The following is a 15042-nucleotide window of genomic DNA, read 5'->3' as shown; positions in this document are numbered from 1 at the left end:
TAAAAAACCGGCCTTGCGGGAATCGCAAAAAGGCCGGACGAGACCGGGCCTCTTTTAGCAAATTGTTTAACGTGGCTGCAAGCCGGCCGGCCAAATCACCACGGGATAAAATTGCTTTAATCCTCTTGGCGGCTTGCGTCAATCGGGTGAGACGCTAAAGCTTTTGGGAAATTATATGAGGTTTCGGCGGTCGATATGAGTATACGTGAAGCGGGCATTCTGGCGGATAGCGGCATCAGGGCATTGCATCAGGCCGGTGCACTGAAAACCGAGCGTGATTTCGACGCTGATCAGATCCAGCCGGCCAGCCTGGACCTGCGCCTGGGCACGAAAGCCTATCGCGTACGGGCCAGTTTCATGCCGGGGCCCGGAACCCCCGTCATCAACAAGCTGGAAAAACTCAAGCTGCACGAGATCGACCTCAGTCACGGTGCCGTGCTGGAAACCGGCTGTGTCTATATCGTCCCGCTGCTGGAAAGCCTGGCGCTGCCTGCCGGGGTTTCCGCATCGGCCAATCCCAAGAGTTCGACCGGGCGTCTTGATATTTTCACCCGCGTCATCGTTGACGGGGCACAGGAATTCGACAAGGTGCCGGCGGGATATAATGGCCCCATCTATCTCGAAGTCAGCCCGCGTACCTTCCCGATTGTGGCGCGTGCAGGATCGCGTCTCTCCCAGATACGCTTCCGCACCGGACGGGCGCAGCTCGACGAGACGGAACTGACCGCACTGCATGCAAGCGAGACGCTCGTGGCGTCGGACACGCCGAACATATCGGGCGGCGGCATTGCCCTGTCCATCGACCTGACCGGCGATGCGAACGGCCTCGTCGGTTATCGCGGCAAGCACCACACGGGCGTGGTGGATGTTGACAAGCGCGGGGCGCATGACCTCTTCGATTTCTGGGAGCCGATCCATGATCGCGGCGCGCGCGAACTGGTGCTCGATCCCGATGAATTCTACATTCTCGTGTCGCGTGAAGCCGTGCATGTTCCTCCGCTTTATGCGGCGGAGATGACGCCGTTCGATCCGCTGGTCGGCGAATTCCGCGTGCACTATGCCGGGTTCTTCGATCCGGGTTTCGGGCACACCGCTGCAGGCGGAACCGGCAGCCGCGCGGTGCTTGAAGTGCGCAGCCACGAGGTGCCATTCATTCTCGAACATGGCCAGATCGTCGGCCGCCTGATCTATGAGCATATGCTGGAGCGGCCCAAGGCCCTTTATGGCACCGACCTCGGCTCGAACTATCAGGCGCAGGGCCTGAAACTCTCCAAACATTTCCGCTCGTGAACCGCGGTTGATTGACAAGACGCCGATTTGACGGCCTGGATGTATTCCTGGGATTTGTCATGCAGGATTGGAGGTTTGCGATGCCTCGGAAAACCGGCTCGAAACGGCGTGCAGCAGCTGTCGTGCTCGCCATTCTGACGTTCATTGCGCTGCTGCCGCTGTTGTCGGTCCTGGTGACCTATGCGATCGCCAATACGCTTGGCTGCACGGTGGATGAGAACAGCGTTCACCCGTGTCTGCTGGGCGGCATCGACATTGGCGATACGCTTTACACGATGGGTGTGCTGGGCTGGCTGATGATCCCGGCCGCGCCGCTTCTGCTGATTGCGGTGCTGGGCTGGATCGGCCTTGGCATTGTCGCTATCGCCGGCCGCATGCGCCGTAGCTGATATACACGCTGTTTGCAGGGTGATGTGCGAATCCGGTTGACTATCGATCCCGGCTGCTTTTCATTCCGGTTATCTGCCCCGAGGCAAGTCCGCGGGCATAGGCGGGTGTAGTTCAATGGTAGAACGGCAGCTTCCCAAGCTGCATACGAGGGTTCGATTCCCTTCACCCGCTCCATCCCTTGTTTGCATGGAACGCAAGACGGCAGCAGGGATGCCGCCTCGCGTTGACCCGGTTGTCAAATATTGATCTGCTCCAGCCACTTGCCAAGTGATTGCGCGATTTCCTCGGGTTGATCTTCCGGTGCATTGTGTTTGGCGGCACCGCAATTGACAACGCTGAGGTTGGCATAGTTGGCCCTGCACCAGGCTACCATGTCCGCCCCGATCGCCAGGTTTTTTCCCGATCCTTCGAACGCAATCAACAGTTTCGGAACATCGACACTGTCGGCAAGCCAGGTGTTGAAATGCCGCATTCTTTCAATCAGCGCCGCCGGTTCCTCATCGACAGGCATTGAGCGCGTCCATTCGAGAATGGCCCGGCGGCTTTCAGGGGTGGTGTATGACTGCGTATAGGCATGGATATCTTCGCTTGAAAGGCCGGAAAGCACCGTTGCCTGCAAGGTTTGTTCGATGAAGCTATTGCTCTGGAGCACGATGGTCTCGCCAAGCCCCTCCGTCTTCAATGCCCGAAACCGTTCTGCAACCTCCGGCGGAAAATCGGCCCACCGCATCGGCCGCAGAATTGTTTCCATGAAGGCGACGCCCCGCACCCGCTCCGGATGACGCGCCGCCCAATCCAGGGCGAGCGTACCGCCCCAGTCGTGGCCAACAAGGATGACATCGGATAGTCCCAGTGCATCGAACCAGGCATCGAGATAGCGGGCTTGATCGGCAAAACTGTAGTCGAGGGAGGGGCGGCCCGAGCGCCCCATGCCGATCAGATCGGGAGCCAGACGGCGATAACCCGACAGAGCGGGGGTAATGTTTCTCCACAAATGCGATGTGGTGGGATTCCCATGGAGAAATACAATGGGCGTACCCACGCCCGTTTCTTCGTAGTATAGGGTTGAATCAAGGATGGAGATGGATGGCATGAGATTGTCCTCTTCAGATATTGACAGGTAACTGTCTAATATCGTGTAGACAGTCACCTGTCAATATCTGAAGGATTCTGGCTCCGCACACGAACGGGAAACAGCACGCTGATGAGTTCACCAACGCCCAATCTCGGAATTCTTCTGCGGCTCCTGCATCAGCAATGGACGCAGGCTATCGACACCGCGCTCGATGAGGCGGGGTTCGTCGATATTCGCCCATCCCATTCGAATGTATTGGCCTTTACGCCTTCATCTGGAATTCAGGTCAGCGAACTGTCGAAACTGTCAAAAACCCGCAAACAATCGATCACCCAGGCGGTGGAAGAGCTTGAAAAGCTTGGCTATGTGGAGCGTCGCCCCGATCCTCGGGACAAGCGGGGGCGATTGGTCTTTCTCACAGTCCGGGGGCAGGCGGTGCAGCCCACGGCGATGGCGGCGGGCAAACGTATTCAACAGAACTGGGAAAGCGTCGCCGGCAAAGAGAATATCGACGTTTTGACGTCCACTCTGCAGCTTGTGCTGGAAAAATTGCCTCGCGGCGAATAGACCCGCCTGCTTTTCGCTTGCCGCGGCGTGCTTGTTTGAATGTTCATCAACAACGGCGTAATGTGGAGAGGGATCATCTGGAGGGAGCTGTCATAAAGAATATTCTTTCCCTAGTGGCTGCTGGCCTCATCGCGCTTGTGATGGGCCTGACATCAATCGTATCCGCGCAGGCCTCGCCTATCTCCGTCCAACGCGCGCCGATCGCTTCGAATGTGGAGCTGGTCAAATACAAGCACAATCGCGGCAGGCATTGGGGCCACCGCCATCATTATCGGCACGGCTGGAGAGGTCATCACCATCGCCGCCACCACTGGAATAATCGGCACCACCGTCCCGGCTATTGGAAGCACCATCGTCATCACAGGCACTATTATCGCTATTAGCGCCTCATAATGGCCCTAAACGGATTCTTAACGTTCCGGCAGGGGAACGATCACCGGGACATATTGAGGAGATGGGTATGACTCTTGTGAAGCGCGGTTTTGTTGCCGTTGCATGTTTTGGTTTGCTGGTTGCCGGCACAGCACTCTCGACGACGGGCAATTACAGCCTTGTCAGTTCTGCACTGGCCAAAAATGGCAATGGCAACGGTGGCGGCGAGGGCGGCGGAAAAGGCAATGGCGGTGAAGGCCATGGCAATGCCAAGGGCGACCACGCAAATGACAAATCCAAGACCAAGGAAGCAGATCTGAGCGACAGGGATCTGGACAAGAATACCTTGGGTCCGCTTAACGCAGCACATGCATCCGCGCGGGCACGGGAGCGGGCAGCCCCCAATTCCTCCGTCGGTAAGATCGCCGCTTACGAACGCAGCCGCGAAGCAGCCCTTGCCATTACTGATCCCACGTTGCGGGAGCAGGCCCTCGAAGCCGCGGAAGCCAAATTGAGCACGGATTTCCATCGGACACTCACGACGGCGCAAATTGACAAAGTGAACGACCTGTTGGACGCCCGCCGCTGAGACCGAAATGGCCAATCGACAGGATTGGTGCGATATTCCAAAGCCCCCGTATCTCCGGACGCGGGGGCTTTTGTAATTGAGGTGGTCCTCGCGCCGGATATTTTCGACTACGGCGATTTGTTTTGCCGCTTTGAGCGCGCCCGCAACACTGCACCAACGCGCCTGAGTGGAGATGGTATGAGCGCTTGATATATGGCCTTCAAACTCATCAGGATATTCGTTGACGTTGAAATTTCACGATCGAGTTTATCGATTTTCGTGGTCAATGTTTGAGCGAGCGTTTCCATGGAATGGGAATTGGGCAGATGACGCTCTGTTACCGAATGCAGTTCGGCAAGGATCTCTGATTTTGATTGATCCAGCATTTGCCTGAGAGTGTCTGTTTCCGGCATCCAATGCATGTCAGAGGCGATACGAAACCAGGTTCTTTTTTCAGCGGTTGCAACGAGTTCCTGCGCCCATTGGCCATTGGCAAGATCGAGTGCAGGCAGGCCGGGTGATCCTGCCTTGATGGCCGAACGGTAGAGTTTTTCGTATTGGGAGACATATTTGTCTGCCGGCGAATGCTCACGCAGATATACGGCTACATCTGCCGCATCCTTGGCGTCATAATGCTGGATCGCTTCCTGCAATAGCCCGACAGTTGTCGGCCGGGCGAGCAACCGCACACCAAAATTATTCTTCCGCCAGGCCGCGACATTGCGGGTCGTGAGAAGTCCGGCAAAGCCGCGACCGTCACATACAACAACCGCACATCCGACAAAGGCCGCTTCCAGCGCCATGCGCGCCGTTGCAAAGACCAAATCATATTGGAGCAATTCCTTCTCAAGCGCATCGGAAAACTTGCCTGTTCCAGGGCCCAGCTCGTCAAGGGTCATGGTCTCTGCGGCACATGCGCGCCGCACCAATTCAGCATGACCGCTGGCCTTGGTAAGCAGGAGCGCCTTCCGGGGGCGGTCCGGAAGAGGGGGCCGTGCGATAAAACGCGCTGAATCAACGGCGTTTTCTATCGTGGTCAGGCGATTGGCCGGGATGCCTCTGGACAAGCATTTGTCTCTGCACGCTGCATCTACGGCGACATAGTGCTTGATCTGGGGGTGCAGCAAAGGCGCTTCGATCTCGAACACGGAACTGTGGCAGGTGTAGACGACCGGCACGTCGGGAAAACGTGCCATGGCAATAAAGCATGGGGACACATGGTGGGCATGAATGACATCAGGCCGATAGGGTATCTGATCTATCGCGTGATAGATCTGATGTCCCTTCTGTATCATCCAGTTGGTGTCGCCGACCAATGTCGGGGCAAAAATCATCACCTGGTGGCCGGCACCTCGAAGTGCGTCAGCCAGCAGTTCAACGACACTTTCGGATCCGGACCGCATTCCAAAAACAAAATTTGTAATAAGAACACGCACTTTATATTTCCCCGATGCTTTTGTTGCGCAGCTATGGTCTATTTCACCAATGCAGAATAAACAAACACTAAGTATTCTTCTTTTGGCGCATCCTGGGCATGAGCTGCGCATTCACCATTGGGTGGAATTGAACAAGCCCCTTGTTTTCTTTCTGACAGACGGATCTGGAAGCAAGGAACAGTCCCGAACGCATTATTCCCGGGAAATCATCGAAAAGACCGGATCCGCTGCGGGCGCGATATTTGGCGATATTTCGGACCGGCTTTGGTACGAAGCGCTGGCACGTCATGATCACGGGTTTTTCGCGGGGGTGATCGCGTCAATTGAGGCTGATATTGGAGAGCATCATTCTTACAGAATAGTTGCGGATGCACGTGATGGATACAATCCAATCCACGACCTGGCATCGGCCATGGGCGCGATCCTGCAAAAGCGATTGTGCGCGCGCGGCAAACCGGCCGAACTCCTCTTTTCCGCCGCGACAGCTGGAGCAAAAGGCGATCGTGTCTGTGAACTGGTTTTGGATGGGGAAGCCCGCACGCGAAAATTGGCGGCGGTGGCGCGTTATCTTCCACTGGTTGATGAGGCGCGCTCCATTTTGAAACAATACCCTGCAGCAATGGACAGGGAAGTGCTGATTTCTCAAGTCACCGATTGGCACACACCGAAAAATCCCGAGTGGGAGGAAATCGGACGTGAAAGAGTTGCGGCGGGTATTTATCACTCCTGCTTGACCTATGAAGATCACTTTTTGCCAGTTGTTTCCAAGTTGTTCGAAGAATGCGGCAAGTAACGCGATCATCTTCAGACGCACTGTGATCGAGGGCACTCGTCGCACGGCAATGGCCTGTCAGGCATAACCGGCTTGGCGGTATGCCCGGCCGGAAGAGTTGTGCTCACTATCGAATGCCAATATAATGCGGGTTTGAGGGGACATGGCTGTTTCTTGGGCGTCTCACATCATGCGTAAACTGACATTTGAATCTGTGACCGTAGAGACCAGGCAGATAGGCAAATACCGAAGTATAGCCTCGGTAAAAGAAGCCGCTGAATTTCTGTCGGAGGATTGGCCGGCCCGGCACGGACCGAGCTATCTCGCCGCACAACAAATATGCCACGATGCCCTGAATGGCGAAAGAACGGTCGGCGAAGCCCGAAAAGCCTTCATTGCGGCGGCAAAAACGGTCGATATTTTCGTGCAGGATCGGCATTGAAACCAATCTGACCGTCTTGCCGGCTACCGCCAGCCTTATCCAGGATATATTTGGTCTGGAACGCTTGGCGAATCCGCTATCGCCGTGCAATTGCTTGAACCGGGCCGCATATGGCCATATGTGAACACCATCGCTGCAATTGCCGCCGCCGCTATCGGAGTATCAATGTCGGACAAGATGAACCGTTTTCTGGGAGACACGCCGGGCCGTGTTCTGCTCAAGCTCATTCTCGTATCGCTTTTCGTCGGCGTGATCATGAACGCGTTCAACTGGTCGCCGCTCGATATTCTGTATGGCTTCGAGAATTTTGCCCGCCGCATCTGGAACCTCGGTTTCGGCGCCATCGAGCGTTTCGCCGGTTACTTCCTGTTGGGCGCGGTCGTGGTTGTGCCATGCTTCATCATTTTGCGGCTGCTGAGCTACCGGCGTTAAGCGCAAAAATATCGCCTTGGCCTGAATGAGCCACAATTGCTGGATATCGGCAGTGCGTCTCATTCAGGAATTGCTTATGCCCGACCATAGATTTCATTTGTCACGCCGCAGCGTGCTTGGGTTCGCCGCCGTGTCGGCGCTGTTGCCGCTGGCCGCCTGCCAGACAGTAACACGTACGCCGGGGAAAAGTGCCGGTGTATCGGCTTCAGCGACATCGTTTGTGCAGAATATACGCTCTTCCAATGGATTGGCTGGCCTGACCGCCGATTCTTCGCTGGAAAGCGCCGCATTGCAGCAGGCGGGTTACATGGCCAGCGCCGGCCGCATGTCCCATACGACCGGCTGGGGGCGTGATTTTGCCACCCGTGTGCGGAACAATGAGATCCACGGCGTTGCTGCGGAGAATATCGCCGTCGGCCGCATGGAACTCGACCGGCTCTTTGCCATGTGGATGGCCTCGCCGCCGCATCGCCGCAATATGCTGGATCAGAAGTTCACCCGGTTCGGTCTTGCCTATTCGGAAGCTGCCAGCGGCAGCAGCCAGCGGTATTGGGCGCTGGTCCTTGCCAGCTGAACTATCGGCCGCGGTTGGCCGATAGTTCTGGAAAAGCGCCGCGCGCGATGGCATAGGATATGGATAGCCCCTCTGGCGTCTTTCCCGGTGTCCCATGTCAACGCAAGTGTCCCATCCTGATGGATCAAAAATCGTTCGCCCGTTCGAGGTGACGAACCGTCTGATGCTGTCGATCACGATTCCCGTGATGCTGGCATCGTTGACGACGCCCTTGCTCGGTCTCGTCGATACGGCTGTGATTGGCCAGCTCGGCGATCCGCATCTGCTCGGCGGGCTGGCGATCGGGGCTCTGGTTTTCGATTTTCTCTTCTCGACCATGAATTTCCTGCGCGCCGGAACAACCGGGCTGGTGGCGCAGGCGATGGGCCGTCATGACAACGTGGAGCAGCAAGCGGTGTTCTGGCGGGCCATCGGCATAGCCGTGCTTGTCGGCTTTGTCTTTATTGCCGTGACGCCGCTGGTGCTGACTGCAACGGTTCGCTTCATGAACCCGGATCAGGCAGTCGCCGACGCCATGTCCACCTATGTGTCTATCCGGCTCTTTTCCTCGCCGATGGCGCTTGGAAACTTTGTCGTTCTCGGTCTGCTGCTCGGGCAGGGCAAGGCGATGCAGGGCCTCTACCTGCAATTCCTGCTCAACGGCGTCAATGTGGTCATGACCTGCTGGCTCGGTCTGGTCATGGGCTGGGGCGTGGCGGGCATTGCCTGGGGAACCGTGCTTGGTGAAAGCGTCGCGCTGGTTGTCGGCTTGACCATGGTCTACTGGCAGTTTCGGGCCGTTCCCAATCCATCGCTTGCGCGTATCCTTGATATGCCGGCCATCCGGCGGATGTTTGCAGTCAACCGCGATATTATGCTGCGCTCGTTCTTCCTGCTGATCGCCTATGCCTATTTCACCCGCGCTGGTACCGAGGCCGGTGCCGTGACCTTGGCAACCAACGCCGTGCTGATGAATTTTCTGCTGATCTCGGGCTATCTCATCGACGGCGTGACGACGGCAGCCGAGCAGATTTCCGGCCGTGCCGTCGGCGCCCATTATCGCCCGGCCTTTGATCGCGGCATCAAGCTTTCATTCCTGTGGGGGCTGGTCCTTGCTTCGCTGATGGCGCTGTTCTTCCTCATCTACGGCAATGCCATCGTGGCGGTTTTGATCAAATCTGCGGATGTGCAGGCCATGGCCGCACTCTACATGCCGTGGGCGGCCCTGGCGCCCGTTACCGGGCTGCTGGCCTTCCATATGGACGGCGTATTCATCGGGGCCACCTGGTCACGCGACATGCGCAACATGATGATGCTGTCACTTGCCGGGTATTTCGCCGCCTATTTCATTCTGCCGCAGTTCATGGGCAATCACGGGCTCTGGCTGGCGCTTCACCTGTTCCTCGGGCTGCGCGGTCTGTCGCTGCTGGCGATCCTGCCGCGGCGGGCGCGGCTGCAGTTTGCCAGCTAGATCGTTCAGGAGCGCTGGCGATCAGCGCGATCCAGCGCGTGCTGGATCAGCCGGTCCACCAGTTCCGGATAGGGAATGCCGCTCGCGCCCAGTGTCTTCGGATACATGCTTATATTGGTGAAACCCGGTATGGTGTTGACCTCGTTCACGACGGCGCTCATGTCCGGCCGCAGGAAGAAATCGACCCGTGCCATGCCTTCGCAGCCGAGGGCCCGAAAGGCCCGGCCTGCCGTGTCCTGCAGCTGTTCCCGGACAGATGCCGGAAGGTTGGCCGGAATGGACAAGGCCGCGCCATCGGCATCGATATACTTGGCTTCATAGGTATAAAAGCCGTGGCTGGCGGCTGGAGCGATCTCGCCGGGAACCGAAACGGTCAATGAACCGTCGCTGTGTTCGAGAACGCCAAATTCGATCTCGCGGGCCTGGACAAACTCCTCGACGATGACCTTGCGGTCGTGCCGGAATGCCTCCTTGACGGCCGCCTCGAAAGCCTCGGCTGTGGCAGCCTTGCCAACGCCGACGGACGAGCCCTGCCGGGCGGGTTTGACGAAGACCGGTGTGCCAAGCTCGCGCGTGATGTCGTCAAACCCGGCGGTTTCGCCAAACTGGAGTGTCACGCCCTTGGCAACGGGCAGGCCGGCCTGCTTGAGCAGGCGCTTGGCAATGTCCTTGTCCATCGCCGTTGCGGAGCCGAGGACGCCGCAGCCGACATAGGCCACATCGGCAACTTCCGCCAAGCCTTGCACCGAACCGTCTTCGCCGAAGAGGCCGTGCAGCACGGGGAAGACCACATCGACCGGCGGTATTTCATGCGGTGCGCCGCTTGCCGGAATAACGAGAAGCCGGCCTTTGCCGCCGGGCAGCAGGCTGATTTCAGGTCCGGTTGCCGGAACAGCCTTTGGCAGGCCGCCATCTTCAAGCGCGACAAGCAGCCATTGACCGGTGCGGGTGATGGCGATAGGCACCACCTCATATCTTGACGTATCGATTGCCTTGACGACATTGCCGGCGGAAAGCAGGGAAACCTCATGTTCGGCCGAACGGCCGCCGAATAGAACTGCCACCCGTCTCTTGCGCGTCATCACTCTGTTTCCATTTTGCTGGAGTTTATCGCCGCCATCCGTTGGATTGCGGAACAGTGGCAAAATTACGCTCTGTCGTCAGGCGGGAATGTCTTTCGCCGCCCAATCCGCAAGGTCACGATCCCGCAACGCGCTGATATTGCTGATGCCTTCGCGCTTGAGCGTGGCGGACATCTCCTTGAGGATTTCAGCAGCGAGCCCGGGGCCATGGTAGATCATGCTGGTATAGAGCTGGACGAGATCGGCACCCGCGCGAATCTTGGCGATTGCCGTCCTGGCGCTGTCGATGCCGCCGACACCGACGATCGGCAGCGCGGGGCCAACGCGCTGGCGCATCTTTGCCAGAACAATCGTGGAGCGATTGAAGATCGGCGCACCTGACAGGCCACCGGTCTCGGCCGTGTGCTGCGGGCTGCGCAAACCCGTGCGTGACAGGGTGGTGTTGGAGATGATCAGGCCGTCCAGCGGATGCAGCGCGATTTCGGCAGCAATATCGTCAAGGCTGGCTTCAGGCAGATCCGGCGCGATCTTCAGAAAGACCGGGCGCCGGACACCGGATTGCGCTGCAACCGCATCGCGGGCTTCCAGCACCTTGCCGAGCAATTCCTTGAGGCTGTCACGGGCCTGCAAATCCCGCAGGCCCGGCGTGTTGGGCGACGAGATGTTGGCGGTGAAGTAGGCTGCGAGCGTATGGAACTTCCGGATGCCGGCGACGTAGTCAGCCACGCGATCGGTTGAATCCTTGTTGGCTCCGATGTTGACCCCGACAATTCCCGGACGATTCTTGCGCGATGACAGCCGCTGGAACGCGGCTTCGTGGCCTTCATTGTTGAAGCCAAGGCGATTGATCACAGCATTGTCGTCGACAAGGCGGAAAATGCGTGGCTTTGGATTGCCGGATTGCGCCAGCGGCGTGAGGGTCCCGATCTCGGCAAAGCCGAAACCGAGCTTCAACAGGGCGTCCGGCACTTCCGCGTTCTTGTCGTAACCGGCGGCCATGCCGAGAGGATTGGGAAATTTCAGCCCGGCAACGGTAACCTGCAGGGCGGGGCTGTCCGGCAATGTACATCCCGGCACCAGCCCGGTCCTCAATGCCTTGATCGACATGCCATGGGCGTCTTCCGGGTCGAAGGAAAACAGGACCTTGCGGCCCAGCGACTGAAACAGTCCGCTCATGCATTCATCTCCGGAAACTGGTGCTTGCCATCGGTGTCAAGCGGCAGCGGTTTGACCCACAGGACGGCCGCCATCGGCAAAGACGCGTAGAGGTGCGGGAAGAGGTCGCCGCCGCGGGAAACCTCGTATTTCAGGGCATCGCCCAACCGGTCGGTCTCGACAGCGACCAGCAGCAGGTCATCCTGTCCGGCAAAGTGTTTGCTCGCCGTTTCCACCGCCTGTGCAGCGGTGGAGAAGTGGATATAGCCGTCGGCATGGTCGATCGGCGCGCCATCAAACACGCCTGCGGCTTCCGCCGCCTGCCACAGTGCCCGTGGGGCAATCTTGTAAATCAGTTTGCTCATGCGGATTTACTAGACGCAAAACCGCAATACGCAAAGAGTAGACTGCTGCCGGTAACAGAAATCTCGGCGCTCATTCCTATTTTCGGCGTATTATCCTCTCAAGCTTGAGGTTCAGCATTTCGGAGGTCTGTCATGTCACGCACACGAACACTGCTGGCCGCTGTTGCGGCTGTTCCGTTCCTTGCAATCGCAGCCGCGAGCGGCGCGGCGGCCGAGGAACCAACGAATTATTCCCTGGAAAAAACCGATACCGGTTACATCAGGATGAACAACAGGACCGGAGAGATGTCCATCTGCCAGGAAAAGTCCGGGCAGCTGATCTGCAAACTCGCTGCGGATGAACGCAGGGCCTACGAGGAGGATGTGGCGGATCTGAAGACCCGCGTTGCCAAGCTGGAAGACACAGTCGCCAGCATGGGCAAGATTCCGCCGGTTGTCCGCGACGCGCTTCCTTCCGATGAAGAGTTCGAGAAGGGCATGAATTACATGGAGAAATTCATGCGCCGTTTCATGGGGATAGCCAAGGAATTCCAGAACGATAACAGCGGCGCCAAGCCGCAGCAGGCCCAGCCGCAGAAAACCTGAAACGGGTCAAATCTCGGGCGATCTGTCAAGGCATGTTTTCCACGGAAAATGCCAAAACCTTTGCTCCAAAGATCATTTTGTTCTTGATTTGTTCGCGTTTTTATACGACTTTAGTCCCTCGCTAATGGACGCTGGAGGGACAGGATGAACGAGGGGCCAAGACTGATCGGTGAAATTTCCATCCGGCTTTTTGTGCGCCACGGCGACCAGCAAATGGCCATGGATTTTTATGAAAATGTATTCGGCGCGCGGGTGGTCGGGCGCCCGTATCTGCACAATGGCGCGTTGATCGCTGCGGAAATGCGGATGGGCGCGTCGGTGATCATGATTGTCGGCGCCAACCCCAAACGCGATGCGGATGCATCGCTGGGCGGGCCGCGTTCTGTCCACGCGATTGGCGCGACGCCAGTCATGCTCGATATCCATGTTGACGACGTCGACCGTGTCATGCACCACGCCACGGCCGAAGGCGGCCATGTGCGCAATGCCGTCGAGGAACTGGACAATGGTGACCGCGTCGGTGTGCTGACCGATCCCTTTGGCCATTTGTGGGTGGTCAAGTCACGCCGCAAGCATCTGGCGGCATGATCAGGCAACCGGCCGCCGAAACAACCGGTTGCCTGCGTTGCTGTCAGGCTGCAAATCTTTTGGTTGCAGCAATCAGTTCATGCACAATGCCCGGTTCCGTGACGGAATGCCCGGCATCTTCGACAATGCGAAGGTCGGCTTCCGGCCAGACCTTTTTCAGATGCCAGGCGTTCAGGAGCGGCGTGCACATGTCATAGCGGCCGTGCACGAGAACGCCGGGAATTTCACGGATCAGATGGGCGTTGCGCAGGAGGTGGTCATCCGTTTCGAAGAAGCCCCTGTTCTGGAAATAGTGGCATTCGATGCGTGCAAACGCGATGGCGAAATGATCGCCGGCAAAAGCCTCTTCCCGCGCCGGGTCCGGCAGAAGGGAAAGCGCGGAACCTTCCCAGCGTGCCCACAATTTGGCGGCGGCCAGGCGCACGGCCGGGTCCTCGTCGGTAAGGCGCTTGTAGTAGGCCGCGATCATGTCGCCGCGTTCTGCCTCCGGAATATGCTCCTGATAGGCTTCGAAGCGGTCGGGATAGATGATGCTCGCACCGTTGGAATAGAACCATTCGATTTCGAAACGGCGGATCATGAAGATGCCGCGCAGGATCAGCTCGCTGACATGGGCGGGGTGGGTCTGCGCATAGGCAAGAGCCAGTGTCGACCCCCACGAGCCGCCGAAAACCTGCCATTTATCGATGCCGAAATGGTTGCGGATACGCTCCATGTCCGCCACGAGATCCCAAGTGGTGTTCTCGCGCAGTTCAGCATAAGGCGTTGATTTTCCACAGCCGCGCTGGTCGAAAAGAATGATGCGGTAGAGTTCAGGATCGTGCAGCCGGCGCATGGCGGGGTTGATCCCGCCGCCAGGGCCGCCATGGATCATGATGACCGGTTTGCCCTGGGGATTGCCGCATTCCTCCACGTGAATGCTGTGCAGATCAGACACGGCGAGCATCTGCTCGGCATAGGGCTGGGTCTCGGGGTAAAGTGTATTCGTTATCATACATCTTTCTTTCGAAAAGTGGCGAAATAGGTCTATGATTGCGCGGGATTGATGTTTTGCCAAGTCAATTCATGTGTTTAGCAGACATCTACGAACAGTCCGCATTGGTTTTGAACTTACCCGCGCAATAGATTTGTCTTGATATATCAGGAAAATGCGCTTTAGTCGCTATTATTAAAACGATTAGATTTTCAGATGTTGCAATTTCAAAACGGAGACTTTTCAGGCATGAGATTTAAGTTTGTCATTGTGGACGATCATCCGCTTTTCCGGGGTGCGTTGAAAGCTGCACTTATGCTGCAGACAGGCGACGCGGACATTATCGAGATCAGCGATCTAGAGAGTGCCAAAAGGCACATCCTCGATGCAGCCGACGTTGATCTTGTGCTGCTCGATCTTGCCTTGGGCGGCGTCAGCGGTCTGACTGGCTTGATTGCTTTGCGTTCGCTGCACCCGAGCGTACCGATAGCGATTGTTTCGGCAACCGATGATGCCGTTACCATCCGTACTGCGCTGGCGCTCGGCGCCTCGGGCTTTATTTCCAAATCCTCAACCCTTGATGAGATTGCCGATGCCATCGGCAGAATACTCGATGGCGAGATATGGTCACCGCTGACCGGTCAGGGCGGGGGACAACTGGATCAGGAACTGTTCGAGCTGGTCGGCCGCTTGCGTCGTCTTACCCCGCAGCAAGGACGGGTTCTCGGCATGATGGCCGACGGTATGCTCAACAAGCAGATTGCGCATGAACTCAACGTGTCGGAAGCCACGATCAAGGCGCACGTCTCTGCGGTTCTCTACAAGCTTGGTGTTGAAAGCCGGACACAAGCGGTCATTTGCTTGTCCCGTTTCAACAGCACCCCCGCGCCCCTGAACGCCAGAACGGTGGAGTTTCATTAGCGCTG

At 57.6% G+C, this 15042-nt stretch carries 18 protein-coding genes, 1 tRNA gene and 1 riboswitch; of the genes, 13 read left to right on the top strand and 6 right to left on the bottom strand.

Going from position 1 to position 15042, the window contains the following annotated elements:
* Window positions 1–32 precede the first annotated feature (32 nt).
* Window positions 33–112: riboswitch (SAM riboswitch) on the bottom strand.
* Between the two features lie 83 nt (window positions 113–195).
* The 3 genes from ACZ25R_RS18200 (at window position 196) to ACZ25R_RS18190 (ending at window position 1854) form a co-directional block, all read left to right on the top strand.
* Entirely contained in the window at window positions 196–1290 is a 1095-nt protein-coding gene (locus ACZ25R_RS18200; protein ID WP_223611877.1) for a 2'-deoxycytidine 5'-triphosphate deaminase, read from the top strand.
* Window positions 1291–1370: 80 nt separating this feature from the next.
* Entirely contained in the window at window positions 1371–1679 is a 309-nt protein-coding gene (locus tag ACZ25R_RS18195) for a hypothetical protein (protein WP_403169876.1), read from the top strand.
* A 101-nt stretch (window positions 1680–1780) separates the two neighbouring features.
* A tRNA-Gly gene (locus tag ACZ25R_RS18190) sits at window positions 1781–1854 on the top strand.
* Between the two features lie 61 nt (window positions 1855–1915).
* Here the strand turns inward: ACZ25R_RS18190 and ACZ25R_RS18185 are convergent.
* Window positions 1916–2794, bottom strand: a complete 879-nt coding sequence (locus ACZ25R_RS18185; protein ID WP_472462513.1) for a haloalkane dehalogenase — start codon at window positions 2792–2794, stop codon at window positions 1916–1918.
* A gap of 90 nt (window positions 2795–2884) precedes the next feature.
* Between ACZ25R_RS18185 and ACZ25R_RS18180 the strand changes: the two genes are divergently transcribed.
* Both ACZ25R_RS18180 and ACZ25R_RS18175 read left to right on the top strand, forming a co-directional pair.
* Window positions 2885–3322, top strand: a complete 438-nt coding sequence (locus ACZ25R_RS18180) for a MarR family winged helix-turn-helix transcriptional regulator (protein WP_346307010.1) — start codon at window positions 2885–2887, stop codon at window positions 3320–3322.
* A gap of 460 nt (window positions 3323–3782) precedes the next feature.
* On the top strand, window positions 3783–4283 hold the full coding sequence (locus ACZ25R_RS18175; RefSeq protein WP_464662711.1) for a Holotricin-3 precursor: 501 nt from the start codon (window positions 3783–3785) through the stop codon (window positions 4281–4283).
* Between the two features lie 107 nt (window positions 4284–4390).
* Here the strand turns inward: ACZ25R_RS18175 and ACZ25R_RS18170 are convergent, their stop codons facing one another.
* On the bottom strand, window positions 4391–5698 hold the full coding sequence (locus ACZ25R_RS18170) for a glycosyltransferase (protein ID WP_472461788.1): 1308 nt from the start codon (window positions 5696–5698) through the stop codon (window positions 4391–4393).
* A gap of 49 nt (window positions 5699–5747) precedes the next feature.
* Here ACZ25R_RS18170 and ACZ25R_RS18165 point away from each other — a divergent pair, with 49 nt between their 5' ends.
* From ACZ25R_RS18165 to ACZ25R_RS18145, 5 genes are all read left to right on the top strand, one after another.
* Window positions 5748–6491, top strand: coding sequence for a hypothetical protein (locus ACZ25R_RS18165; RefSeq protein WP_472461787.1), 744 nt, complete (start codon window positions 5748–5750; stop codon window positions 6489–6491).
* A 169-nt stretch (window positions 6492–6660) separates the two neighbouring features.
* Window positions 6661–6912 (top strand): DUF982 domain-containing protein, encoded by a 252-nt coding sequence (locus tag ACZ25R_RS18160; protein ID WP_223611866.1) that lies wholly within the window; start codon window positions 6661–6663, stop codon window positions 6910–6912.
* Between the two features lie 165 nt (window positions 6913–7077).
* Complete coding sequence (locus ACZ25R_RS18155) at window positions 7078–7344, top strand: DUF6460 domain-containing protein (protein WP_346307005.1); 267 nt, start codon at window positions 7078–7080, stop codon at window positions 7342–7344.
* Between the two features lie 76 nt (window positions 7345–7420).
* A complete protein-coding gene (locus ACZ25R_RS18150; RefSeq protein ID WP_472461786.1) occupies window positions 7421–7918 on the top strand; it encodes a CAP domain-containing protein in 498 nt (165 codons plus the stop codon).
* 94 nt (window positions 7919–8012) lie between these two features.
* On the top strand, window positions 8013–9368 hold the full coding sequence (locus tag ACZ25R_RS18145; protein ID WP_472461785.1) for an MATE family efflux transporter: 1356 nt from the start codon (window positions 8013–8015) through the stop codon (window positions 9366–9368).
* Between the two features lie 5 nt (window positions 9369–9373).
* Here the strand turns inward: ACZ25R_RS18145 and ACZ25R_RS18140 are convergent, their stop codons facing one another.
* The 3 genes from ACZ25R_RS18140 to ACZ25R_RS18130 all read right to left on the bottom strand — a co-directional run bounded on the left by ACZ25R_RS18140 (window position 9374) and on the right by ACZ25R_RS18130 (window position 11970).
* Window positions 9374–10450 (bottom strand): D-alanine--D-alanine ligase family protein, encoded by a 1077-nt coding sequence (locus tag ACZ25R_RS18140; RefSeq protein WP_472461784.1) that lies wholly within the window; start codon window positions 10448–10450, stop codon window positions 9374–9376.
* A gap of 78 nt (window positions 10451–10528) precedes the next feature.
* Window positions 10529–11626: a quinone-dependent dihydroorotate dehydrogenase gene (locus tag ACZ25R_RS18135; protein ID WP_472461783.1), complete on the bottom strand. Its 1098-nt coding sequence runs from the start codon at window positions 11624–11626 to the stop codon at window positions 10529–10531.
* A complete protein-coding gene (locus tag ACZ25R_RS18130) occupies window positions 11623–11970 on the bottom strand; it encodes a DUF952 domain-containing protein (RefSeq protein WP_223611857.1) in 348 nt (115 codons plus the stop codon). Before ACZ25R_RS18130 ends, ACZ25R_RS18135 begins: the two co-directional genes overlap by 4 nt.
* 132 nt (window positions 11971–12102) lie before the next feature.
* Here ACZ25R_RS18130 and ACZ25R_RS18125 point away from each other — a divergent pair, with 132 nt between their 5' ends.
* Both ACZ25R_RS18125 and ACZ25R_RS18120 read left to right on the top strand, forming a co-directional pair.
* Window positions 12103–12555 (top strand): hypothetical protein, encoded by a 453-nt coding sequence (locus ACZ25R_RS18125; RefSeq protein WP_472461782.1) that lies wholly within the window; start codon window positions 12103–12105, stop codon window positions 12553–12555.
* A gap of 144 nt (window positions 12556–12699) precedes the next feature.
* Complete coding sequence (locus ACZ25R_RS18120; protein WP_223611854.1) at window positions 12700–13143, top strand: VOC family protein; 444 nt, start codon at window positions 12700–12702, stop codon at window positions 13141–13143.
* A gap of 43 nt (window positions 13144–13186) precedes the next feature.
* Here ACZ25R_RS18120 and pip read toward each other — a convergent pair whose 3' ends face one another.
* Complete coding sequence (gene pip / locus ACZ25R_RS18115; RefSeq protein WP_223611852.1) at window positions 13187–14137, bottom strand: prolyl aminopeptidase; 951 nt, start codon at window positions 14135–14137, stop codon at window positions 13187–13189.
* 195 nt (window positions 14138–14332) lie between these two features.
* Here pip and ACZ25R_RS18110 point away from each other — a divergent pair, with 195 nt between their 5' ends.
* A complete protein-coding gene (locus ACZ25R_RS18110; protein WP_472461781.1) occupies window positions 14333–15037 on the top strand; it encodes a response regulator in 705 nt (234 codons plus the stop codon).
* The last annotated feature ends 5 nt before the right edge of the window (window positions 15038–15042 follow it).

The organism is Phyllobacterium sp. RCAM01083, assembly GCF_055685835.1.
This window is presented reverse-complemented; position numbering and strand designations above follow the sequence as displayed.

What these genes read in the sequence shown, in the direction of transcription:
- ACZ25R_RS18165 (WP_472461787.1), top strand. Translation starts at nt 5,748, where the DNA reads ATGCAGAATAAACAAACACTAAGTATTCTTCTTTTGGCGCATCCTGGG.
- ACZ25R_RS18125 (WP_472461782.1), top strand. Translation starts at nt 12,103, where the DNA reads ATGTCACGCACACGAACACTGCTGGCCGCTGTTGCGGCTGTTCCGTTC.
- ACZ25R_RS18155 (WP_346307005.1), top strand. Translation starts at nt 7,078, where the DNA reads ATGTCGGACAAGATGAACCGTTTTCTGGGAGACACGCCGGGCCGTGTT.
- ACZ25R_RS18120 (WP_223611854.1), top strand. Translation starts at nt 12,700, where the DNA reads ATGAACGAGGGGCCAAGACTGATCGGTGAAATTTCCATCCGGCTTTTT.
- ACZ25R_RS18160 (WP_223611866.1), top strand. Translation starts at nt 6,661, where the DNA reads ATGCGTAAACTGACATTTGAATCTGTGACCGTAGAGACCAGGCAGATA.
- ACZ25R_RS18150 (WP_472461786.1), top strand. Translation starts at nt 7,421, where the DNA reads ATGCCCGACCATAGATTTCATTTGTCACGCCGCAGCGTGCTTGGGTTC.
- ACZ25R_RS18175 (WP_464662711.1), top strand. Translation starts at nt 3,783, where the DNA reads ATGACTCTTGTGAAGCGCGGTTTTGTTGCCGTTGCATGTTTTGGTTTG.
- ACZ25R_RS18200 (WP_223611877.1), top strand. Translation starts at nt 196, where the DNA reads ATGAGTATACGTGAAGCGGGCATTCTGGCGGATAGCGGCATCAGGGCA.
- ACZ25R_RS18130 (WP_223611857.1), bottom strand. Translation starts at nt 11,970, where the DNA reads ATGAGCAAACTGATTTACAAGATTGCCCCACGGGCACTGTGGCAGGCG.
- ACZ25R_RS18145 (WP_472461785.1), top strand. Translation starts at nt 8,013, where the DNA reads ATGTCAACGCAAGTGTCCCATCCTGATGGATCAAAAATCGTTCGCCCG.
- ACZ25R_RS18180 (WP_346307010.1), top strand. Translation starts at nt 2,885, where the DNA reads ATGAGTTCACCAACGCCCAATCTCGGAATTCTTCTGCGGCTCCTGCAT.
- ACZ25R_RS18140 (WP_472461784.1), bottom strand. Translation starts at nt 10,450, where the DNA reads ATGACGCGCAAGAGACGGGTGGCAGTTCTATTCGGCGGCCGTTCGGCC.
- pip (WP_223611852.1), bottom strand. Translation starts at nt 14,137, where the DNA reads ATGATAACGAATACACTTTACCCCGAGACCCAGCCCTATGCCGAGCAG.
- ACZ25R_RS18110 (WP_472461781.1), top strand. Translation starts at nt 14,333, where the DNA reads ATGTTGCAATTTCAAAACGGAGACTTTTCAGGCATGAGATTTAAGTTT.
- ACZ25R_RS18135 (WP_472461783.1), bottom strand. Translation starts at nt 11,626, where the DNA reads ATGAGCGGACTGTTTCAGTCGCTGGGCCGCAAGGTCCTGTTTTCCTTC.
- ACZ25R_RS18195 (WP_403169876.1), top strand. Translation starts at nt 1,371, where the DNA reads ATGCCTCGGAAAACCGGCTCGAAACGGCGTGCAGCAGCTGTCGTGCTC.